This window comes from Photorhabdus sp. RM96S (genome assembly GCF_042879335.1).
In the GTDB taxonomy this organism is placed as follows: domain Bacteria; phylum Pseudomonadota; class Gammaproteobacteria; order Enterobacterales; family Enterobacteriaceae; genus Photorhabdus; species Photorhabdus kayaii.
In genome coordinates this window covers 72,366-93,660 of sequence record NZ_JBHFKT010000003.1, presented here as the reverse complement: position 1 = coordinate 93,660, position 21,295 = coordinate 72,366, and the positions used below count along the sequence as shown (strand labels likewise).

Annotated in this window: 17 protein-coding genes; 8 read left to right on the top strand and 9 right to left on the bottom strand. The window is 42.2% G+C overall.

Translation table 11 applies throughout. The features are described from left to right. Positions 1 to 158: 158 nt before the first annotated feature. Positions 159 to 1,454: a glycosyltransferase gene (locus tag ACGF49_RS02600; protein WP_113043236.1), complete on the top strand. Its 1,296-nt coding sequence runs from the start codon at positions 159 to 161 to the stop codon at positions 1,452 to 1,454. A 472-nt stretch (positions 1,455 to 1,926) separates the two neighbouring features. On the opposite strand, the gene ACGF49_RS02595 is transcribed toward ACGF49_RS02600, so the two are convergent. The 5 genes from ACGF49_RS02595 to pepN all read right to left on the bottom strand — a co-directional run bounded on the left by ACGF49_RS02595 (position 1,927) and on the right by pepN (position 7,263). Then, positions 1,927 to 2,472, bottom strand: coding sequence for a cell division protein ZapC (locus tag ACGF49_RS02595; protein ID WP_113043235.1), 546 nt, complete (start codon positions 2,470 to 2,472; stop codon positions 1,927 to 1,929). Continuing rightward, the gene (locus tag ACGF49_RS02590; protein ID WP_262405170.1) at positions 2,462 to 2,584 is read right to left on the bottom strand and encodes a hypothetical protein; all 123 of its coding nucleotides are present in this window, start codon (positions 2,582 to 2,584) and stop codon (positions 2,462 to 2,464) included. Before ACGF49_RS02590 ends, ACGF49_RS02595 begins: the two co-directional genes overlap by 11 nt. A gap of 204 nt (positions 2,585 to 2,788) precedes the next feature. Continuing rightward, positions 2,789 to 3,799, bottom strand: a complete 1,011-nt coding sequence (gene pyrD / locus ACGF49_RS02585) for a quinone-dependent dihydroorotate dehydrogenase (protein ID WP_113043234.1) — start codon at positions 3,797 to 3,799, stop codon at positions 2,789 to 2,791. A gap of 367 nt (positions 3,800 to 4,166) precedes the next feature. Next, the gene (locus ACGF49_RS02580; protein WP_046396460.1) at positions 4,167 to 4,436 is read right to left on the bottom strand and encodes a DUF1640 domain-containing protein; all 270 of its coding nucleotides are present in this window, start codon (positions 4,434 to 4,436) and stop codon (positions 4,167 to 4,169) included. 214 nt (positions 4,437 to 4,650) lie between these two features. Further along, on the bottom strand, positions 4,651 to 7,263 hold the full coding sequence (gene pepN / locus ACGF49_RS02575; RefSeq protein WP_387489489.1) for an aminopeptidase N: 2,613 nt from the start codon (positions 7,261 to 7,263) through the stop codon (positions 4,651 to 4,653). Positions 7,264 to 7,609: 346 nt separating this feature from the next. Here pepN and pncB point away from each other — a divergent pair, with 346 nt between their 5' ends. The 5 genes from pncB to ACGF49_RS02550 all read left to right on the top strand — a co-directional run bounded on the left by pncB (position 7,610) and on the right by ACGF49_RS02550 (position 14,997). Then, on the top strand, positions 7,610 to 8,824 hold the full coding sequence (gene pncB / locus ACGF49_RS02570) for a nicotinate phosphoribosyltransferase (RefSeq protein ID WP_387489487.1): 1,215 nt from the start codon (positions 7,610 to 7,612) through the stop codon (positions 8,822 to 8,824). Between the two features lie 204 nt (positions 8,825 to 9,028). After that, on the top strand, positions 9,029 to 10,429 hold the full coding sequence (asnS, locus tag ACGF49_RS02565) for an asparagine--tRNA ligase (protein ID WP_113043231.1): 1,401 nt from the start codon (positions 9,029 to 9,031) through the stop codon (positions 10,427 to 10,429). A gap of 337 nt (positions 10,430 to 10,766) precedes the next feature. After that, positions 10,767 to 11,912, top strand: coding sequence for a porin (locus ACGF49_RS02560; RefSeq protein WP_387489484.1), 1,146 nt, complete (start codon positions 10,767 to 10,769; stop codon positions 11,910 to 11,912). A 505-nt stretch (positions 11,913 to 12,417) separates the two neighbouring features. Then, complete coding sequence (gene ompC / locus ACGF49_RS02555; RefSeq protein ID WP_271859138.1) at positions 12,418 to 13,572, top strand: porin OmpC; 1,155 nt, start codon at positions 12,418 to 12,420, stop codon at positions 13,570 to 13,572. 234 nt (positions 13,573 to 13,806) lie between these two features. After that, complete coding sequence (locus tag ACGF49_RS02550) at positions 13,807 to 14,997, top strand: amino acid aminotransferase (RefSeq protein ID WP_271859137.1); 1,191 nt, start codon at positions 13,807 to 13,809, stop codon at positions 14,995 to 14,997. 416 nt (positions 14,998 to 15,413) lie between these two features. Here ACGF49_RS02550 and ACGF49_RS02545 read toward each other — a convergent pair whose 3' ends face one another. The 3 genes from ACGF49_RS02545 to ldtD all read right to left on the bottom strand — a co-directional run bounded on the left by ACGF49_RS02545 (position 15,414) and on the right by ldtD (position 18,459). Beyond that, on the bottom strand, positions 15,414 to 16,061 hold the full coding sequence (locus ACGF49_RS02545; RefSeq protein ID WP_113043228.1) for an MBL fold metallo-hydrolase: 648 nt from the start codon (positions 16,059 to 16,061) through the stop codon (positions 15,414 to 15,416). Between the two features lie 45 nt (positions 16,062 to 16,106). Continuing rightward, the gene (locus ACGF49_RS02540) at positions 16,107 to 16,655 is read right to left on the bottom strand and encodes a YcbK family protein (RefSeq protein ID WP_113043227.1); all 549 of its coding nucleotides are present in this window, start codon (positions 16,653 to 16,655) and stop codon (positions 16,107 to 16,109) included. 79 nt (positions 16,656 to 16,734) lie between these two features. Further along, on the bottom strand, positions 16,735 to 18,459 hold the full coding sequence (gene ldtD, locus ACGF49_RS02535; RefSeq protein WP_228899372.1) for a L,D-transpeptidase: 1,725 nt from the start codon (positions 18,457 to 18,459) through the stop codon (positions 16,735 to 16,737). 46 nt (positions 18,460 to 18,505) lie between these two features. Here ldtD and ACGF49_RS02530 point away from each other — a divergent pair, with 46 nt between their 5' ends. Further along, positions 18,506 to 18,775, top strand: coding sequence for a hypothetical protein (locus ACGF49_RS02530; RefSeq protein WP_146748110.1), 270 nt, complete (start codon positions 18,506 to 18,508; stop codon positions 18,773 to 18,775). Positions 18,776 to 18,890: 115 nt separating this feature from the next. Here the strand turns inward: ACGF49_RS02530 and ACGF49_RS02525 are convergent, their stop codons facing one another. Next, entirely contained in the window at positions 18,891 to 19,565 is a 675-nt protein-coding gene (locus tag ACGF49_RS02525; RefSeq protein WP_113043225.1) for a TetR/AcrR family transcriptional regulator, read from the bottom strand. A 160-nt stretch (positions 19,566 to 19,725) separates the two neighbouring features. Between ACGF49_RS02525 and ACGF49_RS02520 the strand changes: the two genes are divergently transcribed. Further along, positions 19,726 to 21,039: an NAD(P)/FAD-dependent oxidoreductase gene (locus ACGF49_RS02520; RefSeq protein WP_113043224.1), complete on the top strand. Its 1,314-nt coding sequence runs from the start codon at positions 19,726 to 19,728 to the stop codon at positions 21,037 to 21,039. The last annotated feature ends 256 nt before the right edge of the window (positions 21,040 to 21,295 follow it).

Sequence of the window (21,295 nt, the reverse complement as noted above, 5' to 3'; positions counted from 1 at the left end):
CATATTTCATTACATCATAAAAAATAAATCAAAGTGATTATTGTAATAATTAATTATTATTTCTGTAATTAATTTATAATAGTAGTCATAAAATAATCACCCCCTGAGTCAGGAGCTAACTAGCGTAATTAAATCAAAACAGTACAAAGGAGCAAATTATGGCACGAATTGTCATTGCCGCGGTTGCAACACCCGGGCATGTCTATCCGATGTTAAAGGTAACTCAATCACTGATAACACAAGGACACCAAGTAACTGTCTTCACTGGCGCATTATTTCGCCAACAAGTAGAAGCTTTAAACGCACAATTTATCCCTTTTGATGAGCAGATAGACTTTGATTACCGCCACTTAAAGCAACGTTTTCCTGACCGAGCGCACCTGCCGCCAGGAAATCTGCAAATGGCACTAGCGTTTAAAGATTTCTTCTGTAGCCCAATCCCATTCCTCGACCGCCAACTACAACAAATCATCCATGAGCAGCAAGCAGAATTACTGATAGCCGAGAATTGCTTTTATGGCATATTGCCACTACTGCAAAAAGAAAAAGCTCATCGCCTTCCCGTGATCATAATTGGCATAACGCCTCTGGCTTACTCTTCGAAAGATTCAATTTTCTGGGGGCCACGTATCCCACCCGCATTATTACCATCAGAATTGACACATGAACAACTCGTAGATGAGGAAACCCGACAACTAATAACCGAAGTACAGGATAGCTTCAACGATGCGTTAGCGCAGTCAGGATGCGCTACGTTAACTAGGTTTTTCAACGATGAAGTCATTTTGGGCTCTGACCGCTTTTTGCAACTTTCAACCCTGGCATTTGAATACCCACGAGAAGGATTACCTAATACAGTCCATTTTATTGGCCCACTCCCCAACCCCGCACCGATAACAGAATCACCTCAATTATGGGAAGAAGGTGATCCACGCCCATTGGTTATAGTCACTCAAGGTACTATGTCTAATACCGATCTAAACCAGTTAGTTTTCCCCACATTGCGTGCACTGGCTACATTACCTGTGCGTGTATTAGCAACTACCGGTGGTAGATCAGTAGAAATACAGCCAGAGAACATCCCCGACAACGCACGTATCGAAGAATTTATCTCATTTGAGCACTGGCTACCAAAAGCTTCATTGCTAATATCCAACGGGGGTTACGGAACCATTAATTATGCCCTTAACCACGGTACACCAGTGCTCATTGCCGATACAGGAGAAGGCAAACAGGAAACAGCGTTTCGCGTCGTATGGGCTGGATGCGGTATTAATCTGGATACAGCACAACCTACTGAATCTCAGCTTAAGCAAACAGTGGAAAATATGCTACGTACAAACTTGTTTAAACAACGCGCACAAATCGTCCAAGACGATTACTCCAGTCACGACGCATTAGCGGCAATATCCCATCACGCAGAACAATTAATCTTCGAAAATCGTGCTAATTAACTTCATTATCTCTCCTCCCCATCTCGGAACTAATGTTATCCAGAGGGGAGGAAATTATAAAAGCGCTTCTTATCTATTTTTCATGCCTGCTTCAAATGAGTGAGCTGTAGCTATTACATATATACCCGTCATCTTTCAAGTTGCCTCTTTGTTGGCTGCACTCGCTCACCCCGGTCACATAGTTATCTATGCTCCCGGGGATTCACTCCCTTGCCGTCGCGATGCATCTTGAAATCCATAGGGTATAATAGGCAAATTTCTGTGATAATAGCCAACAGGAGATTTTAGAACACAAGAAAAGAGTGACTTACTCATAATCAGATGGGAAGATGTGAATGCGATAAAATTTCCTCAAATGATAAAGAACAATTTTCTTAATTAAAAACAGTGATTATCTTCTGACTTGTCGCTCTATTTTCAAAAAGTGTCTTTACTCTTGGAAATCACAGAACAATGGGATCTTAAACCCAAATCAAATCGCAGTGCCATAAATTGGCGTATAAATAGGTTCCACAAATGGCATCAATCGATCATTCATAATCTTAATTGGATCACAAAAATTCATTACCCGATCGGATAACTTTAATTGCGATTGAGCTAGCAGACAAAGGCTCGCACTATCCCCGACCTCTACTACTAAGAATATAGCATCTGTCCCGCAATCCTGGAGCCGTACCTGAATCAGCTCTCCTTGTACCGGCTTCTCTATCATGGCAAAACGAGAAAAATACCAGCTTCTTGGCATTTGTGGCTTAATAAAGCGGAACGCCACTAACGCATTAAGAACTAATTCAGCCCTGGACTCATCTGAAATATTAATTCGGCGTGTCTGCTCTTCAAAACAATAATAAAGCGTCGCATCTTCTACAGAAAATGAAGTTTCTCCCATTGCATAGGGTATCAGCATCTTAGCAGGAAAACAGGAACGAAAAACCATACCATTAGACAGATCGAGCATCACACGGTCATGGTCAGCATCAAAATACCAGCGCCATTGGTCATCGGGTTTAATATTCATGAATTATCCTTTTATACCCGTTATCTTTCAAGTTGCCTCTTTGTTGGCTGCACTCACTCACCCCGGTCACATAGTTACCTATGCTCCCGGGGATTCGCTCCCTTGTCGTCACGATGCACCTTGAAATCCATAGGGTATATACCAGGAAAGTTTACATCGCCAAACAGATTGTAAATAACTTGCCCGCTATTCAGTAAAATAAGTCCTGCCATAATTAAAAGATATGCGAAGATACAGATAAAATTTAGGCGATCAGAATGAATATAGACGAGTTGGGGGTAAAAATAAACCCCCAATGATAAATTAACAGAAAGATCTAGATATGATTGACGATATCTTTGATTAATTTTGGACCATAATAGATAAATCCAGAGAAAATCTGTATTAAAGAAGCCCCCGCCGCTATTTTTTCTCTGGCAGAGATAAGTGAATCTATTCCACCAACACCGATAACAGGAATTTTACCTCTTAATTCTTGAGAGAGCTGACGAATAACTTCTGTACTACGTAACTGAACCGGCCGACCACTTAACCCACCAGCTTGTTGGCAATAGTTAAGCCCTTCAACTAAGCTCTTATCTAACGTTGTATTAGTGGCAATAGCACCATCGATATTATGACGAATTAAACTATCTGCAATTTGAATCAACTCTTCTTCAGAAAGATCCGGTGCGATTTTCACCGCAACAGGGACATATTTTTGGTATTTTTGCTGAAGTTCACCCTGTTTATTTTTAATCGCAGATAATAGATCATCCAACGCTTCGCCATATTGCAGTGTTCTTAAGCCCGGAGTGTTGGGCGAAGAGATATTAATTGTGATATAACCAGCGTGAGGATAAACTTTATCCATACAGATTAAATAATCATCTTTTCCATGCTCTACTGGTGTATCTTTATTTTTGCCAATATTGATCCCAATAACTCCACCATATTTTGCCTTTTTGACATTCTCTACCAGGTTATCAACACCAAGATTATTGAAGCCCATACGGTTAATTAACCCTTCTGCTTCAACGATACGGAATAATCTCGGCTTATCATTTCCTGCCTGAGCGCGTGGGGTTACGGTGCCAATTTCAATAAAACCAAATCCCATTGCACCAAATGCATCAATACAATCGCCATCTTTATCAAGGCCCGCGGCCAGACCGAGGGGATTTTTAAATGACAGGCCCATACAAGTAACAGGCTTCGTCGCAACTGACTGGCGGATCAGAAACTCGAAAGGAGTACCGGTAATACGCTTGAGCTGGCGGAAGGTTAATTCGTGTGCTCGTTCCGGATCAAGCTGGAACAACGCTTTCCTGACTAGTGGGTAGCACATAATTCTAAACCCATTAATTAATTTATAAACATTAAACTACACATGTCTCTATACACACTCAGATACCATTTGAAGATTTTTGAGCTAAAAAACACTCATTTTTAATCCCCAAAAATATTTCGGCAAGTAGAGTAACCGAATGACATGGGCTGAATCTACAGAAATATGCTAATTAGAAGCAAATCTCTCCCAGATGTTGCGCGTGAGAGTCGGGAAAATGCATTGGTATAACAAGAATACACTAGTGACGACAATCGTTGACGTCTTTGCTCAAGATACTTTGCTTCCCTCGAACAACTCAAAGGAGAGCAAACCAATGGATGTTCTTTAATATCTTGAGCAATTTTCATACTATAAGTATCAAGCATCAACCAATAAAAATGTATTTCAATGCCGCAATAACAACAGCAATACCAACTGCTAATGTCAGTTTCTTAATCCAATCTAAATCTGTTTTTATAGTACCAATATCGGTTTTAATGCTCTCAGTAGCAACTGTTAGATCTGCTTTGGTGACAACGCTTATGTTTTGCAGTTCTGTAATAACTTCAACGATTTTTTCAGACTGCTCATCGTTAAAACCAGACGCTTTGAGTGCCTTAACTGCTGTATGTGTATCCATTGTAAGTAAAGCCATTCTTTTATCCTCTAAAGTTACTGGTTGACCACCCTTAAATTAACGATAATACCATAGAGACATAAAAATTAACCACATATCAGTTTTACCATAAGATACTGACCACTGCATTTTACTTCCAACCCAATGCTTGCAAGAAGAAATTTATTATCCAGAAGATAAATTGGAAAAAATATCGGGCTAAATAACCATAAGCCCGATAAATAAATAGCTATCAGCTTTCTAATGCCTTGGTAATTTTTTCAAACAGATCACCAGACAGATTTTCCAATCCTTTTAACTGCTCCAACGCACTACGCATCATGTTTTGACGTTTTTCATCATAACGTTTCAGACGAATCAGCGGTTCAATTAAACGGGAAGCAACCTGTGGGTTACGGCTGTTAAGATCAGTCAAAATTTCCATCAAGAATTGATAACCACTGCCATCTTCAGCATGGAATGCAACCGGATTGTTAACAAATGTCCCAATCAGAGCACGCACCCGGTTTGGGTTACTCATACTAAATGAACGATGATTCAGAAGATGGCGTACATTAGCCAAAACATCTACCGCCGGGCTACTTGCCTGTAAGCTGAACCATTTATCCATCACCAGGCCGTCCTGATACCATCTACCATCAAATTCCGCCATGAGTTGATCACAGCAAGGCAACTCTGCCAGCACCGCGCTAGATAATGCCGCCAGTGCATCAGTCATATTGTCAGATTGATGATATTGATTTGATACCACTTTATCAGCCTGCTCTTGATGACCAAAAGCCAAATAATATAGACAGATATTACGCAGAGAGCGCTTAGCAATATCCTGATGAGCGACGCGATATGCACCGATCTTGATAGCGTTATAAACCACCGCAAATTCATCAGCCATTTCCTGAGCCAAAGTACGGGTGATGGTATCCAAAACTTCATGAATCGCTTTAGGATCAATAATCGTAAACAGTTCTGCTATCTCACTCTCTGATGGTAAAGCCAGAATATGAGCAGCCAGAGCCGGATCAATCTCTTTATCCAATAACACCGCGCGGAAAGCATCCACCACATGCATTGGCAGTTCGATCGGCTGCTTCTGCTGGTAACGGATAATATTCAGTTTGATATAGTTTGCCATCAACGACTGAGCCGCATCCCAACGTGAAAACGCATTGCGAGCATGTTTCATCAAGAATGCCAATTGCTGATCACTGAATGTGTAATCCAGTTTCACTGGTGCTGAGAATTCCCGCAATAAAGAGGGAACCGGCAGTGATGGCACATCATCAAATACAAACGTCTGTTCTGCATTAGTCACATTCAATACATTGTGAACCGGTTGACCATCATAACGTAACGGAATCACATGACCCTTGCTGTCATAAAGCTCAATATCCAGGGGAATATGCAGAGGCTGCTTCTCTTTTTGATCGGCGGTAGTGGGTGTCATCTGGCTGACATGCAACTTATATTGCTGCTTTTCTGTATTATATTCATCGCGGACTGTTAATACTGGTGTACCAGACTGGCTATACCAGCGACGGAAAAGTGACAAATCCACATTTGATGCATCTTCCATTGCCTGAACAAAATCATCACATGTTGCAGCACTACCATCATGACGATGGATATAAAGCTGCATCCCTGCCTGGAATTGCTCTTCACCTAGCAGGGTATGAATCATACGAATAACTTCCGCGCCCTTCTCATACACAGTCAGGGTATAGAAATTATTCATCTCAATCACTTTATCCGGGCGAATTGGATGGGCCATTGGACTGGCATCTTCCGCAAACTGTGCCGAACGCATAACACGCACATTATTAATACGATTAACAGAACGAAAGCCAAGATCAGAGCTAAATTCCTGATCACGGAATACCGTCAATCCCTCTTTTAAACTCAGTTGGAACCAATCGCGACAAGTAATGCGATTCCCGGTCCAGTTATGGAAATATTCGTGGCCGATCACAGCTTCTATATTAAGGTAATCTTTATCAGTCGCAGTTTCAGATTTTGCCAGCACATATTTGGAGTTAAAGACATTCAGCCCTTTATTCTCCATAGCGCCCATATTAAAGAAATCCACCGCAACAATCATATAAATATCGAGGTCATACTCAAGGCCAAAACGGGTTTCATCCCACTTCATAGCATTTTTCAGGGAGGTCATTGCCCAATCAGCCCGATCGAGATTGCCACGATCAACAAACAGCTCCAATGCAACTTCACGGCCACTACGCGTCGTAAAAATATCGCGCAACACATCAAAATCACCTGCGACCAGAGCAAACAGATAACATGGTTTTGGGAATGGATCTTGCCATTTCACCCAATGACGTCCATCATCGGTTTCTCCCCGCTCAACCCGGTTACCGTTTGAAAGCAGATACGGATACTTGGCTTTATCGGCTGTGATACGTGTTGTAAAACGAGCCAATACATCAGGCCGATCGAGATAGTAAGTAATGTGGCGAAACCCTTCTGCTTCACACTGAGTACAAAGTGCATCACCAGAAACATACAAGCCTTCCAGCGCCGTATTTTTCGATGGATGGATCTCATTGACAATTTTCAAAGTGAACTGAGCCGGCAACTGCTCAATGACTAACGCCCCCTCCTGTTCACGGTAATGCGCCCACGGTTGACCATTCACATGAAGACTTTTCAATATCAAATCTTCACCATCCAACACTAATGGCGTTATTTCGTGACTCAAACGTTTTATCTGGCTGATTGCAGTGATTTCCGTGTTATCGGCATCAAGATTAAAATCGAGTTCAATATCAGAAATCGTATAGTCGGGAGCGCGATAATCCCGGCGGTACTTAGCTTGTCGCTGTTGTGTCATAAGAAACCTTTTTGTTTCATACCTGATGGAATTAATTCAATACTAGACCTTACGCTGCCATAGAAAGAGGTTGAATTTCAAGAGTGAACAACGCACCTTCTGGCATTTAACATTCATTAAGAACGAGTATGATGTTATGTAAGGAATATGTTTACTCTTTGGTGCTTGTTATCACTTAATGATCAAATAACATGATAGCATTTAACCAAAGACCCTTTTTAGCTTCGATATTTTGGTGAACTATATGACGTTATGTGACTTCAATAACAAAATAATCCCGGTATACTCTTCCAACTTTATCGATTTAGCTAATACGAATACGCTCCGTGAGGATGCATAACGCGCTATGACACTAGACGCTACCCCAATTATTAAATCACTGCTTGATACTGATGCTTATAAACTTCATATGCAACAAGCAGTGTACCACCGCTACAGCCACATTCCTGTTGTTGCGGAGTTTCGCTGCCGCAGCGACGAACTGCTAGGTGAATATGCCACAGAATTACGTCATCAAGTTAATATGATGGCTGATCTGGCATTAACCGATGCTGAATTTAATTACCTTTCCAGTCTGCCTTTTTTCAAGGCTGATTATCTGGGCTGGTTAAAAACCTTTCGTTTTAATCCACAGCAAGTCAATATTTCTGTTACAAATGGCGGTCAATTAGCTATCCATATTTCAGGATTATGGCATGAAGTGATTATGTGGGAAGTCCCATTACTGGCGTTAATCAGTGAATTAATTCATCGTCATCACTTACCCGATAACGCAGTGGAAAATGCAGTCAACCAGCTACGCAAATTGATCAAACTGTTCTATCAACATGCTGAAAATAAAGGAATCGATCTCTCCAGTTTTAAACTGATGGATTTCGGTACACGCCGTCGTTTCTCACACCATGTTCAACACGCTATCGTCAGTGAGCTGCAACAGCATTTCCCTTATCTGATTGGCACTAGCAATTACCAACTTGCACAACAGCTTGGACTCCCTCCTGTTGGAACACAAGCGCATGAGTGGTTTCAAGCTCATCAGCAAATCAGCCCGGATCTGGCTAGCAGTCAACGAGAAGCATTACAGAGTTGGCTGAAAGAATATCCTAACCAATTAGGTATTGCCTTGACTGACTGCATTACAATGGACGCGTTTCTGCGGGACTTTGATGCCCAGTTTGCCAAAAATTATCAAGGATTACGCCATGATTCGGGTGATCCCGTTCAATGGGGTGAAAAAGCGATCGCTCACTACCAAAAACTGGGTATCGACCCAATGACGAAGACCCTCGTGTTCTCTGACAGCCTGGACTTCCAAAAAGCGCTAGCGCTCTATCGTCATTTCCACAACAGAATAAACCTGATTTTCGGTATCGGTACACAGCTTACCTGCAATATCCCAGGGGTTAAGCCACTGAATATCGTCATCAAACTTATCGAGTGTAATGGCAAACCAGTCGCAAAGCTTTCAGACAGCCCTGGCAAAACCATTTGCGAAGATAACGAGTTTGTTAACAGGCTACGCGCCGCTTTTGATATACCCCAGGTTAAACAAGCTTGTTAACTCAAGTTTCATTAAAAAATACCACTGTGCTGCTGGCAAATAAGGCAGCAGCACATCTGAAAAGTGCGCTTTCCCCTCTATTTCACCGTTTAAATTGATGATTTCCCCTTGTTTCCTGAAACAGGGCAAGTAACATAGAATAAGTTGCCCCTTGTGGGGATATTCATTTTCATAAACTTGAACTGATAAAGAAGAGAGAAATCTATGAGCGTAGCGCCTGTAGTCGACGTACTGCAAGGCCGGGTTGCGGTTGATAGTGAAGTCACCGTTCGCGGCTGGATACGTACAAGGAGAGATTCTAAAGCTGGCATCTCTTTCCTCGCCGTCTATGACGGTTCCTGCTTTAATCCATTACAGGCCGTCGTTAATAATAATTTGCCCAATTATCAGGATGAAGTTCTGCATTTAACTACCGGTTGTTCTGTCGAAGTGACAGGAACAGTCGTTGCTTCCCTTGGTCAAGGGCAGAATTTTGAACTGCAAGCGACGAAAATCGTCGTGATCGGTATGGTTGAAGATCCTGATACCTATCCCATGGCCGCTAAACGCCACAGCATTGAATACCTGCGCGAAGTGGCTCACCTGCGTCCACGTACCAACCTGATTGGTGCCGTTGCTCGTATGCGCCATACCCTTGCTCAAGCGCTACACCGTTTCTTCCATGAAAATGGTTACTTCTGGGTTTCCACCCCATTGATAACAGCTGCTGATACAGAAGGTGCTGGCGAAATGTTCCGCGTTTCTACGCTGGATCTACAAAATCTGCCTTTAACTGACAAAGGTGAAGTGGATTTCAACCAAGATTTTTTCGGCCGCGAAGCTTTTCTGACCGTATCCGGACAATTGAACGGTGAGGCATACGCTTGTGCATTAAGCAAAGTTTACACATTCGGCCCGACTTTTCGTGCTGAAAACTCTAATACCAGCCGCCATCTGGCAGAATTCTGGATGCTTGAACCAGAAATCGCCTTCGCTAACCTCAATGATGCCGCCACATTAGCTGAAAATATGCTGAAATATGTTTTCAAAGCCGCATTGGCAGAGCGTGCTGATGATCTGCAATTCTTCGCTGAACGCGTAGATAAAGATGTTATCACCCGCCTGGAAAAATTTATCAATTCTGACTTTGCTCAGATTGATTACACCAGTGCCATTGAAATTCTGCAAAACTGCGGCCAGAAATTTGAAAATCCAGTCTTCTGGGGAGTTGACCTTTCTTCGGAACATGAACGTTATCTGGCAGAGAAACATTTCCAAGCTCCGGTTGTCGTGAAAAACTATCCAAAAGATATTAAAGCCTTCTATATGCGAATGAACGACGACGGTAAAACTGTCGCGGCAATGGACGTACTTGCACCAGGCATTGGCGAAATTATCGGTGGCTCACAGCGTGAAGAGCGTCTGGATATGCTGGATAAGCGTATGGAAGAGATGGGGCTTAATAAAGAAGATTACTGGTGGTACCGTGATCTGCGTCGTTATGGCACCGTACCTCACGCCGGGTTCGGGCTGGGCTTTGAACGCCTGGTTGCTTACGTGACTGGTGTACCAAATGTACGTGATGTCATCCCATTCCCACGCACACCAAGAAGCGCAAACTTCTAATGATTGCGTAAAACAAACATTAAAAAATCATTATGTATAAAGCCAGCAAAAGCTGGCTTTTTTTATGCTTCCAATTCAAGACACGATCAAAAATCCTATTTCATTTACATTTTGCAATATATTATTTTCACTTTATTACAAAAATCGTCACTTTGTATCAATTAAATGATAGATAAAATCCACAGCTAATGAAAAACTGTGCCCCGACTCGGACAGCACGATATTTTCATAAATAATTTCAACGAGTTTCTTAAAGGAATTATTTCTGTCAGTAACAGATGTCCGAATAACGCCAATGATGGTCATTAACAATAGTAATTAAATGAAGGTAACAATAATGAAGGGTAGTATCTTTTCCGTGGTCATCCCAGTGATGTTGACTGCTGGTGTAGCAAATGCCGCTGAAATTTATAACAAAAACGGTAATAAACTGGATTTTTATGGCAAAGTTGATGTACGTCATCAATTCGCTAAAATTACCCAAAAATCAGATACATATCCTATATATAGTGAAGATGGTGATGCAAGCTATGTTCGTCTGGGTTTCAGAGGTGAAACCCAAATCAATAACCAACTGACCGGTTATGGTCGTTGGGAATACAATATTCAGGCCAACAAAGCTGAGGCAAATGATTCCGAAGGTAATCAAACCCGTCTAGGTTTCGCGGGTCTAAAATTGGCTAAATATGGTTCTCTAGACTATGGTCGTAATTACGGTGTTCTCTATGACGTCAATGCCTGGACTGATGTACTGCCAGTATTCGGCGCTGATTCCATGTCGCAAGCTGACACCTACATGACTAATCGTGCTACCGGTGTCTTGACTTATCGCAATACGGATTTCTTTGGCCTGGTTGATGGTCTGAACTTCGCCCTGCAATACCAAGGTAAGAACGACGAAGACAGCAAAAACAGCCGCAATTCACACAGTAAATACGGTAGTCGTAGTAAGCCCAACGGTGGTAGTAACGGTGACGGTTTCGGCCTCTCCGTTACTTATGATATCGGTAATGGTATCAGCGTAGGAGGAGCCTACTCCAATTCTGACCGCCCTATTACACATGAAAGACTCGTTACCTCTGTCGCTCGTGGTGAAAGGGCTGAGGCGTGGAACGTTGGGGCCAAATATGATGCAAACAACCTATATCTGGCTGCCATGTATGGCGAAACTCACAATATGACCTCTTTCGGCTACCAAGATATTGTCTCTGCAAAAACTCATAATATCGAATTAACTGCCCAATATCAGTTGGATTCTGGTCTGCGCCCATCTCTGGCATATGTTCAATCCAGGGGAACAACTTTTTTCACTCATCAAGACTGGGTAAAATATCTCTCTATTGGCTCTTATTATAACTTTAACAAAAATTTGTCTGCCTATGTTGATTACAAAATCAACTTAGTCCATGACACCCCCTTCACCAAATATCTCGATGTCAATACGAATAACGCTGTGGGTATAGGTTTGGTATATCAATTCTAACAATCTGAAATGAATTAGGTAGATTAATAGAAAATCCAATTAACATGTGTATGGTGCTCACTTAAAGTGAGCACTACTTCTTCCAAGAAGAATCATTATCAGGTATCTGTTAAAAAATGATATGCAACACATCGACAAGCATATCAGTAAGTTACATATAAGAAATATGATTGATGAAATAAACACCACATTTTACTCTTTTTATTAAGATCAACAGGTAATTTTCTTCCGCCACTAACTTCGAGTCATTTTTCACTTTTTTGATCAACTGGACCAACCAGAGATTAAAAAATAATCTCTCATTTACATTTTGAAACACTTTATTTCACATTTTTACTAAATTTTCTTTTTTATAGCATTTTGTGAGTGGATAAAAATAACAACCAATGAAACACTTGACAGCGAAACAGACGACACTAAACTCTCACAAATAGTTCCGTAGATTTTTAAAGAATTATTTTTGGCAGTGGCAGGTGTCCGAATAACACCAATGAGGGTAATAATAATGATGAAACGCAATGTTCTTGCAGTAGTAATCCCAGCTCTGTTAGCTGCTGGGGCAGCAAATGCAGCTGAAGTTTATAATAAAGACGGCAACAAACTGGACCTATACGGTAAAGTTGAAGTCCAGCACAAATTCGCTAACAACAAAAGTGGCGAAGATGGCGATAACTCCTTCGCCCGTCTGGGTTTCAAAGGTGAAACTCAAGTTAATGACCAACTGACCGGTTTTGGCCGTTGGGAATACAATATCAAAGGTAACCGCGCAGAAGGTACTGACGAAGAAACCAAAACGCGTTTAGCTTTCGCTGGTTTGAAACTCTCTGACTACGGTTCACTGAACTACGGCCGTAACTACGGTGTGGTTTATGATGTCAACGCTTGGACCGATGTGTTGCCAGTATTTGGTGGCGACTCAATGGCGCAGACTGATAACTTCATGACCGGCCGTTCTACTGGTCTGTTGACTTACCGCAATACCGATTTCTTCGGTCTGGTTGATGGCCTGAATTTTGCCCTGCAATATCAGGGTGAAAATAGTGAAAACACGGCTAATAGCCGTATCAACCGTAAAGACAACGGTGATGGTTACGGTTTCGCTGCAACCTATGACGTAGGTTATGGTATTAGCGTCGGTGGTGCATACTCTAACTCTGCCCGTACTTCTGCGCAAAAAACTGCCTATGATATTGATACCAATAAAGGTTCTACTGCCTTGGGTGATCGCGCTGAGTCATGGAACATTGGTGCCAAATACGATGCCAACAACATCTACCTGGCTGCCATGTACGGTGAAACCCGTAACATGACCCGCTTCGGTGGAAAAGTTGGTGAAGATAATATGGAAAATATCGCTAACAAAACCCAGAACATCGAATTGACTGCTCAATATCAGTTCGATTTCGGTTTACGTCCATCTCTGGCATACGTTCAGTCCAAAGGTAAAAATCTGCTTGGTGACCTCGATCATGACGGGAAAGAATCCAACAGCCGCGATCTCGTAAAATATATCTCGGTCGGTACTTTCTACTACTTCAACAAAAACTTGACTACCTATATTGATTACAAAATCAACCTGCTGGATAGCAATGAATTCACCAGAGAGAGTGGTATCAACACTAATAACGTTGTTGGCGTAGGTATGGTTTACCAATTCTAATTACCGTTGGTAAATTAGATTTAGCTGAACAAGTTAAGCATCATGAAGAGAAAGCAGCGCTTAGGTGCTGCTTTTTTAGTCTTATGTTTTCTCTCTACTATTCCAACTTTTTCTCACTCCGCAAACTGCCTCACAAGATTATCTTCTTTTTACGACAAATAGTTGGCAAACCGTTTTAGCGGCGTTAACCTGACTACCCTTTTGGGCTTAACTCTGAGCTTTGGAATTACAAACATGTTTGAGAAAATTACCGCAGCGCCTGCCGACCCTATTCTTGGCTTAGCCGATAGTTTCCGTTCTGATCCTCGTACAAATAAAATCAACCTTGGTATCGGTGTCTATAAAGATGAAACAGGAAAAACTCCTGTTCTGAGTAGTGTTAAAAAAGCTGAACAATATTTGCTGGAAAACGAAACAACAAAGAATTATCTGCCGATTAGCGGTTTAGCTGAATTTGGCCGCGTAACTCAAGAATTACTGTTTGGCAAAGATCACCCAGTCGTCACAGATAAACGCGCCCGCACAGCACAAAGCCCAGGCGGTACAGGTGCTTTACGTATTGCTGCGGATTTCATTGCCAAACAGACTAATGCTAAACGCATTTGGATTAGCAACCCAACCTGGCCAAACCATAAAAACGTTTTTTCCGCCGCCGGTTTGGAAGTCTGTGAATATAAATACTATGACGCTGAAAAACACGCGCTGAATTTCGAAGACATGCTAGCAAGCCTGTCTGAAGCTCAGCCAGGTGATGTTGTTCTGTTCCACGGTTGCTGCCACAATCCGACGGGCATCGATCCAACCCCGGCACAATGGGCTAAGCTGGCAGAAATGTCTGCGGAGAAAGGCTGGTTGCCTATTTTTGATTTCGCTTATCAAGGATTTGCCAAGGGCCTGAACGAAGACGCAGAAGGCCTACGTATTTTTGCGAAAAATCATAATGAACTGATTGTTGCCAGCTCTTACTCCAAAAACTTTGGCCTATACAATGAACGTGTCGGTGCCTGTACTATTGTTGCTAGTGACAGTGATACAGCAGAAAAAGCATTTAGCCAAGCTAAAGCGATTATCCGTGCTAACTATTCCAACCCACCCGCTCATGGTGCATCTGTTGTCACTACCATTTTATCAAATGAAGATCTGAAAGCAGCTTGGGAACAGGAACTGACCACCATGCGCGAACGTATTCAGCGTATGCGTCAACTGTTTGTCAATACCTTGCAGGAAAAAGGGGCAAAACAGGATTTCAGCTTTATTATTAGCCAAAATGGTATGTTCTCATTCAGTGGCCTGACAAAAGAACAAGTAGAACGTCTGCGTGATGAGTTTGGTATATACGCTGTCAGTTCCGGTCGTATTAACGTCGCTGGCTTGACGTTAGAAAACATGGCTCCACTATGTGAAGCCATTGTTGCAGTACTCTAAATTAACATTTACCTCACGATGAAAAGTCGCTGAAATTCAGCGGCTTTTATCATTCAGAAGATTCGATGTCCGACACAATTGTGATATTAATCTTATTGAGTACATCAGAATGAAGTTGAAATCCTTGAAGGGCCGATTAAACGTACCGGAGCAAACGGAGTCATTATGTCCGTTTATTTTCGTGATCTGGATCAAAATCTGACTGAAGTCTCCAACCAGTTATAGTTGCCATCAAACAACTATCAGCCAGCCCTCAAATTGACACTTATACCCTATGGATTTCAAGATGCATCGCGACGGCAAGGGAACGAATCCCCGGGAGCATAGATAACTATGTGACCGGGGTGAGTGAGTGCAGCCAACAAAGAGGCAACTTGAAAGATGATGGGTATATTGAATATAAACGCTACGCCACATCACCAACCTGATACTTCATCCTGTAAAAATGGATTAGTCTGCCGCTCATGACCTAGCGTCGACATTGGCCCGTGCCCCGGAATAAATTCATAATCATCACCAAGTGGCAGAAGTTTATCTTTAATTGAGTTAATTAACTGCCGGTGATTACCGCGTGGAAAATCACTACGCCCAACCCCTCCTTTAAATAAAACATCTCCCATATAAATCAGCTTATCTACATGATTCACAAACACAACATGCCCTGGTGTATGTCCCGGACAGTGCAATACAGATAAATCAACGCCCCCCACCCGCAGCTCATCACCTTCATTTAACCAGCGATCAGGTTCAAATGATGGACATTCTTCAATGCCAAACATCCGGCTTTGAGCTTGCAAGCCTTCGATCCAGAAAGCATCTTCCTGCTGTGGCCCGTAGACCGGCACATTAAAATGTTCAGCGACTTCCGCTGTTGCACCAACATGGTCAAAATGACCATGGGTCAATAAAATCTGAGTCAATTTCAGACCACGACGTTCTATCTCGGCGATCAGTTTTTCTGCTTCACCACCCGGATCAACAATTGCCGCTTCCTTACTCTCTTCATTCCAAATAAGGGTACAATTCTGCATAAAAGCAGTAACAGGAATAATTTGGTATTTCATTATTTCATTTACTCCATAGTCAAAACAAAATAGTTACTCACCAGATTACCACGTCCTGACGGGACCTGTATCAATATGAACGAAATTACTCTGTGGATAGTATCCTACCCCTCCCGCTTTCATTTTCAGAGCAGCCTTGCAGATACGACTAAGCTCAATACCTTCAATATGAAAATCCATCGCCCGCCCGTGAATATGGTAACTCTGTTTAGCCACGCCTTTACTTTGCTTGCGCAACTGATTGTTGGTTACCAGTGAACGATAACCAGAAATGAGTTGTACAGGCTTATTAATCCCTATCATCATTTGCAGCAAATAAATCTGATCAAATAATTTAGGATCAATAGTCTTAACTCTATTTTGACGGTAATCTCGAAACAGATGATCCAAACGGGCCAGCTCTTCTTTGTTGTAACGATAGCCGTCAAAAAATTCAGCTTTAATCGTTTCACCCGTATGTAAGTTGTCAAAACGTAAAATTCGTGGACGTGGAGTGGCCAGAGTCGCAAAAGTATACCCCGGCAACAAACTCAAGCCTAAAGCAGCGGCTCCCGCACTAAGCCACTTGCGGCGATTATGATCGATTATATCCATGAAGAAACATCATACCCAAATTATAGAAACAATAGGCCAACTGGTCACTATGACAATTAATAACAAAAATTAGTTGCATTTAGTTTTGTAAAGGTAACAACTTTGACAAAAACTGGGTACCTTGTCTCACACTATTGTCGTAGTCATAAATATCGGTACGGTACTGAGGTACCCCCTGCTCATCTACCCAAGCAGTTAAATAATGCAAATAAACTGGAATACGCTGTGGGATGTTAACATAAACGGTATTACCCTGTTTCAGGGTATTATTCACTTTACTCTGATGCCAACCTACATCTTCCAATAACATACTTGCTAATTCTGAAGCCTTGTTAACCCGCACACAACCAGAGCTGATCGCTCTAATGTCTTTGTTAAACAGGTTATGGTTCGGCGTATCATGCAAATAGATAGCATCAGAATTTGGCATATTAAATTTATAACGGCCTAATGAGTTAGTCGGCCCCGGAGCTTGCCATATTCGATAAGGAAAGTTAGCAGGCGTAATCACGTTCCAATCAATAGTGTAAGGGTCGATTACACTGGCATCAGCACGCCAATTTGAAAAGATAACGTATCCTCGCCGTTGAAAATATCCGGGATCATCAACCGCCCGTGGTGCGATATCTTTTCTTGCCAGGCTAGTTGGCACACTCCAGGGAGGATTAATCACCACATTATTCAACACACTACTCATAATGGGTGTCTTACGGCTTGGGCGACCAACGATCACTTTCGAGTCCAATACTTCCTGATCATTAAGATAATAATGCAATGAATAATCGGGAATATTGACCATAATTCCTGTGGACACATATCCTGGGATAATACGTAAACGCTGGATATTAAGCGCCATCAATCCTGCTCTGGTTTGAGGAGAAGTATTTAGCCAATCTCTTGTGCGTTTACCGATTACACCATCCGGTGCCAGCCCTTGCCAATGCTGGAAATTTCTCACCGCAGTCACCAGTTCAGGATCGTAGATATTATCTGATTGAGTTGTCAGTTCGCTCAACATACCAAGACGAATAAGTATTTCCTTCAACACAGCGACATCAGCGCTATTCTGTCCCGGTTTTAGCGCATTTTTGTCAGAAAGCTGTGGCCACGGTTTACTATCAGCCAGTTGTTTCATCATCTCCTTGCGCATATTTTCATATTGAGGATGTTGTGGTGCCAATGCTGCGATATAAGCGGCCACATTGTGATTGATAATAGCTTGCTGCCACTGATCTATAACGACTGGTGAAGGTAATACAATTTTGTATGGTATTTTGTATGGTATAGTGCGATAGAGCCAGCGTTGGCCCTGATGGCCGACATCTGAGACAAATTGTAAATAACCTAGCATAGCATCCGATAAGATGAGATCACGTCCCATCTGACTCAATTGGGCATCATTGAGTTCAATCAGCCATTGACCAAATTGCGGCTGAAACCCAGCCAAGGCCAGTTCTGAAAGTTGCTGTTCAAAGCGTTGAACCGCGAGTTTATCTTGCCACAAAGGTTGCATCTGGTTAGAGGAGTACAAACTAACCAATCGGTCAAAGAAAACGGGCTTAATTTGTGCTGGTATCCAACTTCGCAGCATCTTACGGCGTTCTGTTTCTGAAATTGTAGCAGTTTGAATTTGTACTTGTTCAGGTGTTGTTGTCTCAGATATCTTTTCAATCTGCATTTTTGGCAGATTTTGAATATCACCTTCAATAAGCCTATTCTGATGATTAGCTAAAGCATATCCAGCTATTACCGATGTGCTACAAATAACCGAAATACACAGTGGCTTTATCGCTCTTTTTACCATATCAACATCCCCACCTTCATAACATTCTCATGAGTTAATTTTAATTATGACAAATTCAAACTCTAATCAAAGAAAAACAACAAGTTATTTACATTGTAAACTATTTACTTACAAAGGAAATATAATAAGCCATCACCAACCAAGCCAAAAAGACGCCAAAGCGTTTCGTCTATACCCTATGGATTTCAAGATGGATCGCGACGGCAAGGGAGTGAGCATAGATAACGATGTGACCGGGGTGAGCGAGTGCAGCCAACAAAGAGGCAACTTGAAAGATGACGGGTATATATCCAAGGCATTCAAACCGCTTCCTTAATTCAACAGAAAGACCTACCTGATAACAGGCAGGCCCTTAATTCAACGCTATTCCTATGATAATTTCTGAACGATAATTTCTGATTTACTACATCTGGTTTACTACAGCGCGACTATCATGATGAAGAAGTGCTATCACATGAGGAAGTACCATATGTAGCGAGAAATGACTGAACAGCAATGGCAATTCGCTGAGATTGCTCCTCTGGAGTAGGTAAACCAATGCCCAAAGTAGCCTTAAGCCTTGGCGTTCCAATGATGCCATCGATAAACACCTCTGCGGAGATTTTTGGGTCTACTATGTTCAATTTTCCCTCCTTCATCTTTCGTACCAGATATTCGACAAGAAAATCTACTATCTTTTTGACACCCTTTTCATAATAGATTTTACCTAATTGCGGAAAACGTTGGGCCTCCAGAGTGACCACCCGGTAATTTGCAATCATTGTTTCTGAAAGAATTACCGTGAAAATTTCCTCTGCAAAAATGGTTAATGCTTTCCCAATATCTGGCTCGGGGTTCATGGTCTTGTCCAGACCGCCCTCAACTTCTTCTATTCTCTGCTTAACAACAGCGACTAACAGCTCTTCTTTAGAAGGAAATCGACTATAATAGGTTCCCTTCGAAGCATTAGCACGTTTCGCCATCTCATTGATACTGGCACCATCAAAACCCCGTTCTGCAAATACCTGAGCAGCAATCTTTAACAGCTCGTTAACTCGTTCTCCTGAAATTCTAGAGTACGAACGGGTTCTTTTGTGATCTGTTTGGGCTTTAGGTGTATTTGTCATGTAAAAAACCTAAATTTTTATTGGTACCGAACGGTACGGTATACTATTATTAAGACTATAGCAGTAACACAACCGATGGCTGTGATCAAATGGTCCTGGCCAGCTACAGTCACCATGATTCTTTCAGAATCACATCGTACTACTTATGGAGAAAAAAGAAATGAACGTTGGAATAATTGGCTCAGGGATTGGTGGAGCATGCCTGGCACATGGCTTGCGCAAAAACGGAATAAAAGTAAAAGTCTATGAACGAGGCTCTGCTACATCATCCATACTTCCCGGTTATGGAATTTACGTCGATACATTCGGCCAGCAAGCAATGCAGGAATGCCTCCCAGAAACCAACTGGCTAACCTTTAAAAAGATTTCAAAGCCTGTTGGTGGACAGACAAGATTCTATGATGAACATCTACGTCTTCTTCTCGCAGCTCAGAGAGATATCCATCAGGAGGATGGACAGATCATTACCGAAGATCGGATGTCAATCAGCAGATCTGAACTTATAGAAGTACTAAACGATGGGCTCTCAGATACCGTTCAATGGAACAAAACGTTCGAGCGTTATGAACACATGCAAAACGGTAAAGTCAGGCTTTTTTTCACCGATGGAAGTCACGAAGATGTTGATGTTCTTATCGGTGCAGATGGAAGCAATTCAAAAGTACGCAAGCAGTACCTCCCCGCGATAAAAAGGCTTGATATTGGCGTCACGCTCACCGTTGGACGTGTGCGCCTTACCCAAGCTCTTGCTGCCTCATTGCCTCCATATTTGCTGGATGGGTCGCCCAACAATATCGTGCCTAAAAGCTCTGGTGGATTGTTTGTCTCTCTATGGCGTGCTCCAATCAATACCCAGGTAAAGGCCACATCGACAGAAATTGGTGATTTTGTCATGTGGGCCTACGCAGCAGCAACGAATAGCTATCCGAATACGATTACCGATTTTCCCGCGGAATCTCTGTGTGATCTGATCTGTACCCGTATTGCTGCATGGGACCCGAACCTGCATACCCTGATTAAGCAGAGTGATATGGAAAACATCTCTGTGATTCCGTTACGCAGTATGGAGCATCTCTTACCCTGGCGTTCCAGCGCTGTCACTCTACTTGGCGACGCTATTCACAACATGACGCCAATGGTAGGAATGGGAGCAAACATAGCGCTTCGAGACGCACTTTTACTCACACAGACGCTAACTCGCGTAGCATCTGGTCATGAAGACTTAATCAAGGCGATTTCAGATTATGAACAACAAATGCGGACATATGCTAATGAGGCCGTTGAGATTTCGTTACGTACCGCGCTAAATGCAGCCGATCGCTCAATGATCAAGCGAATACTGTTTCGAACTGTACTTCGGGTTGCACAAACTTTACCGCCAATAAAGCGAGTGTTATTCCCGATAACAAAATCTGCGCAACACCCGGGAAAAATAAAATTAGGTACTACACATTCTTTTAGTAGTACGCAATAAAGAGGCTTTCACTTTACCTCCAGATAATTTAAATGAACGATTAGCAAAGAATTTGCGGTAATATTGCGTCGGCTCAAGAATAGAGTCTGGTTTTGGTAAACCGGTGAGAACTTCTTTTTGAAAAATAAAGACTTAATCAGGGAGATACGATTATTTTCTATCGAATCGACCGTAAGATTTTTGTCTAAAAAAATAATAAAAAATCCATGCCCGGATTACTTGATAGGTTTTTGCCAAATTTACAATGGCTTAATTC